Origin of the sequence: Lacrimispora sp. (assembly GCF_032078915.1) — a bacterium.
Taxonomy (GTDB): Bacteria; Bacillota; Clostridia; order Lachnospirales; family Lachnospiraceae; genus Lacrimispora.
On record NZ_DAMAUN010000142.1, the window covers coordinates 6,010 to 10,328 of the forward strand.

The 4,319-nt window shown below is 43.8% G+C and carries 4 protein-coding genes; all 4 read left to right on the top strand.

Going from position 1 to position 4,319, the window contains the following annotated elements; translation table 11 throughout:
* A partial coding sequence (locus tag RT269_RS28560) for an alpha-mannosidase (RefSeq protein WP_313187809.1) occupies positions 1-1,569 on the top strand: 1,569 nt, incomplete at its 5' end.
* A gap of 213 nt (positions 1,570-1,782) precedes the next feature.
* The gene (locus RT269_RS28565; protein ID WP_100041241.1) at positions 1,783-2,478 is read left to right on the top strand and encodes a FadR/GntR family transcriptional regulator; all 696 of its coding nucleotides are present in this window, start codon (positions 1,783-1,785) and stop codon (positions 2,476-2,478) included.
* Positions 2,479-2,827: 349 nt separating this feature from the next.
* Entirely contained in the window at positions 2,828-3,817 is a 990-nt protein-coding gene (locus RT269_RS28570; RefSeq protein WP_313187810.1) for a sugar ABC transporter substrate-binding protein, read from the top strand.
* A 52-nt stretch (positions 3,818-3,869) separates the two neighbouring features.
* A partial coding sequence (locus tag RT269_RS28575) for an ATP-binding cassette domain-containing protein (protein WP_313187811.1) occupies positions 3,870-4,319 on the top strand: 450 nt, incomplete at its 3' end.

Sequence of the window (4,319 nt, forward strand, 5' to 3'; positions counted from 1 at the left end):
ACCTATACCTCTATGGCAAGAAATAAAAAGTTCAACCGGAAATCAGAATTTTTATTTGAGAATGCAGAATTTTACTCCATGTTAGATGGAGTATTAAACCAGAATCCTTATCCCAGGGAGACCATTGAGGATGCATGGGAAGTGATCTTAAGAAACCAGTTCCATGATATCCTTCCGGGATCTTCTATTAAAGAGGTATATGAGGATTCCAAAAAGGAATATGAAGCGATCGGAGAAACCGGCAGGAAACTGGTGGATCATGCCCTTTCCAATGTTTTAGAGGGTGTGTCTGCCCATAAGGATAATCTGGTGGTATTTAACCCTAACAGCTTTTACGGGGAGGGAGCCGTATCCTTCCTCGCTCCGGAATATATGGAAAATTTAGCGGTAATGGATGGAGAGATCCTGTTTCCTGCGCAGAAGGCAGGAGATGGCTCCTGGCTGTTTTGTGCTTCCCAGGTTCCTTCTAAGGGCTATAAGACTTATGAACTGCGGGAAGGAAGCTGTGATACCGGCTTAAGGGCAGATGAGAGGCATCTGGAGAATGAGTTTATCTGCGTGACCCTCCATGAAAACGGACAGATTTCTTCGATTTATGATAAGCAGAATGAACGGGAAGTGCTGAAAGAAAACAGGCATGCCAACGTGCTGATGACCTATGAAGACAGACCACACAACTATGATGCCTGGGATGTAAACAACTATTATGTAGAAAAGTCCTGGGAGATTACTGACGTAAGCAGCATGGAGCTTGTGGAAAACGGTCCGGTCCGCGCAACAATTTGTGTAAAGAGAAGATATCTGGACTCAATCATTGAACAGTACATCTCCCTTTTATACAACAGCCCGGAAATCATCATTCGCAATGAGATCGACTGGAAGGAAAACCATATCTTCTTAAAGTCGATTCTCCCGGTTGATATCCATACGGATGAAGCTACTTTTGAGATTCAGTATGGTAATGTGAAAAGGAAGACCCATTACAATACCATGTGGGATTATGCAAAATTTGAGGTATGCATGCATAAGTGGATCGATGTTTCAGAGGATGATTATGGAGTCAGCATGATCAATGACTGCAAGTACGGCTGTCACGTCCATGACGGTGAGATCGGTATCTCCATGTTAAAGTCGGCAACCTATCCAAACCCGGATGCAGATAAGGAACACCATAGCTTTGTATTTTCCATCTATCCCCACAAGGGCGACTGGAAAACGGCAGGAACAATACAAAAGGCTTATACCATGAATAATCCGATGACAGCCCTTGTAAAAGAGAAAGATGGAGGACAGCTGCCCGGAGCATTCTCTCTGGTACAAGCGGATGCCGATAACGTTGTCATTGAGGTTGTGAAGCAGTCGCAAAAGGGCAATGAACTCATCCTTCGCTTTTATGAGACAAACAACAGACGGACCATCGGGAATATGACCTTTGGCATGGACATTCAGAGGATCATGGAATGCAACATGCTGGAAGAGGAAGAGGCAGAAGTAACTTACCAGGACAGAACGGCTTCTTTTACAATTCATCCTTATGAAATCAAAACATGGAAGGTTACGTTCCTGTAATCCTTTTTTTAGGCCAAAGCAGCGGACTTTTTAAGTCACTGCTTTGGCCTTTTTTTATGCAGCGGGAAAACAACTGGATTGTCTGATGGGTATGAAAAAAGTAGAAAAATCATGTTTATGTTTGCAGTTTTCTTCAAATGTGATACAATGATTGTATGACATCATGGAATATTTAGACGAAAGATGAATATGAAGAAGAGGGAGTGTGAATAAATGGAAGAGGTTTCTAGAATTCCGATCGTGCAGCAGGTGGTGAACAGTATGAAGGAATTTGCTGCAGCAGACGGAATAGAAGTCGGGCAAAAATTGCCTACGGAAAAAGAATGGTGTGAAAAGCTGACGGTGGGTCGCGGTACAGTCAGAGAAGCTTTCCGTATTCTAGAGGCCCGTGGCCTGGTGGAGATCAAACCTGGACGAGGAGCATTTCTGGTCAGTAAAAAAGAGCTGGGACAGGAAGAACTGGCAGAATGGTTCCTTAAAAATGAAGTGGAATTAAAGGATTATATCGAGGTCCGAAGTGCGGTGGAACCCTTGTGTGCGAGGATCGTAGCGAAACGGGCCACTGATGCGGAGCTTGAGCAGATTGAACGGATCCATTTCAGGTTTATCCGCGCAGTAGAGGAAGAGGACATCGCCGGAATGGCAAAATATGATGAGAAGCTGCACCGGCAGATCGTGGAAGCCAGCAAAAATAAGATGCTGATTTTTATGAGCAGAAAGATTGACGAGTGCATCCGGGATTTCCGGTTAAAGACATTCCAGGTACCGCAAAATGCACAGAATGCCATAAAAGCCCATCATAATATAGTGGAAGCTTTAAAAGCGCGGGACGAAGAGGTGTCGGAACTTTATGCAAAGAGGCATATCTCTCTGATCAACACGGATTTGAATGTCATCATTAAGCGGTAAAAGGTAGAAATAACAGCAGCAGAACGAATGGAAAAAGATCGTTCTGTTGCTTTTTTTTTGGAATTTCCAGGAATTGGTAAAGGTGTAATACAATCTGAGAGGGAAAGTGTATGACAGACCTTTGTTAATTTTGCATAATTTTAAAATTCCTATTGACAAAATTCAATAAAAAATGTATTATTTAGTTGCGATATTGTATGACAGCAGACAAAAATGCAAACCCGGGAACGCAATAGAGAATGATATCATACAATGGTTTAAACATTTGTAACAAAAACTAGGGTAAAAAAACAAAAACAAATCAAAGTATGCTACAAAAGAATGAAAAAATGTTGAGAGGTGGATTATTATGAGAAAAGTTACTGCAATTGTATTATCAGCTATGATGGCCTTGTCTTTAAGCGCTTGCGGTTCCACTGCAAAGGAAACCGATGTAAAGGAAACAACAGCAGTAAACTCCGGTTCAGAAACAACCGCAGCAAAAGCGGAGGATACCAGAGAGCCGATTAAGATCGGAGTTTCTGCACCGGATTTAACGAATGTGTTCTTCATCCAGATCAAGGATGCCATGCAGGCAGCTCTTAGCGGATCGAAGGATGAACTGATCATTCAGGATGCCGGCGGTGACCAGAATAAGCAGATGAATGACGTGGCTGATATGATCAACCAGGGGTGTGACGTCATCTGTATTTCCGCGATCAACTCAGAAGGAGTACGTGCCACTCTGGAAGCATGCAAGGAAGCTGATATACCTGTCATTGCATTCAATACCTCAGTAAAGAACCCGGAACTGGTTCAGTGTACGGTTGTTTCTGATAATAAAGAAGCCGGAAAACTGTGTGCACAGGCTCTGGCAGATTCTTTAGGCGGTAAAGGAAAAGTAGTAGAAATTACATATAGTACCACAGAAGTTTGTTATGACCGTCAGTTCGGTTTTGAAGAGGAATTAAAGAAGTATCCAGACATCGAGATCATCCAGGCCAAAGACGTTGAGAAGCCAAAGTCCGATTATTCTCAGCCGATCATGGTAGACTTTATCAACGCAAACCCGGTAATCGACGGAGTATTCACGATCAATGACCCGACAGCCCGCGGTGCCATCGCAGCCTTAAAGGAAGCAGGTCGCTTAGACGCTACCAAGGTTGTTTCCGTGGACGGCTCTGATGAAGGAAAAGGCTTTATCCGTGCCGGTGAAATGGTAGCATCTGCAGCACAGGATCCGGCAGGAATCGGTACAACCTGTATCGAAACCGCTTATCGTCTTCTGTCCGGACAGACCATTGAGGAGAAGGTAGTTGTACCGATGTCTATCATTACAGAGGAGAACGTAGATCAGTAATCCCTAAAGTGTTGACCCGTAGCGAAGAATGCAGAACAGGAGTGTTAAAAACATGTCAAGTGAATATGTTTTTGAAATGAAAGATATAACCAAAGCGTTTGGTCGCAATGTTGTACTTGACGGAGTCAGTATTTCCATAAAGCCCGGAGAAGTCCGGGCTCTTATGGGGGAGAATGGGGCAGGAAAATCCACCTTGATGAAAATTCTGGGCGGAATTTTCAGTGCTGATTCAGGCACCATCTATATGGACGGGAAGGAAGCTTCCATAAAGACCGTAGACGATGCCCGCAAGTATGGTGTCAGCTTTATCCATCAGGAAATTACCAACATTCCTGAGATGACAATTGCAGAAAATATTTTTCTTGGCCGGGAACCCAAAAACCATTTGAAGCTGGTGGATTACCGGAAAATGAAGCATGAGGCGCAGAAAGCTCTTGATGCGCTGGGACTTGATCTGGATGCTGGAATGCTGATTCGTGGGCTATCCGTGGCACAGCAGCAG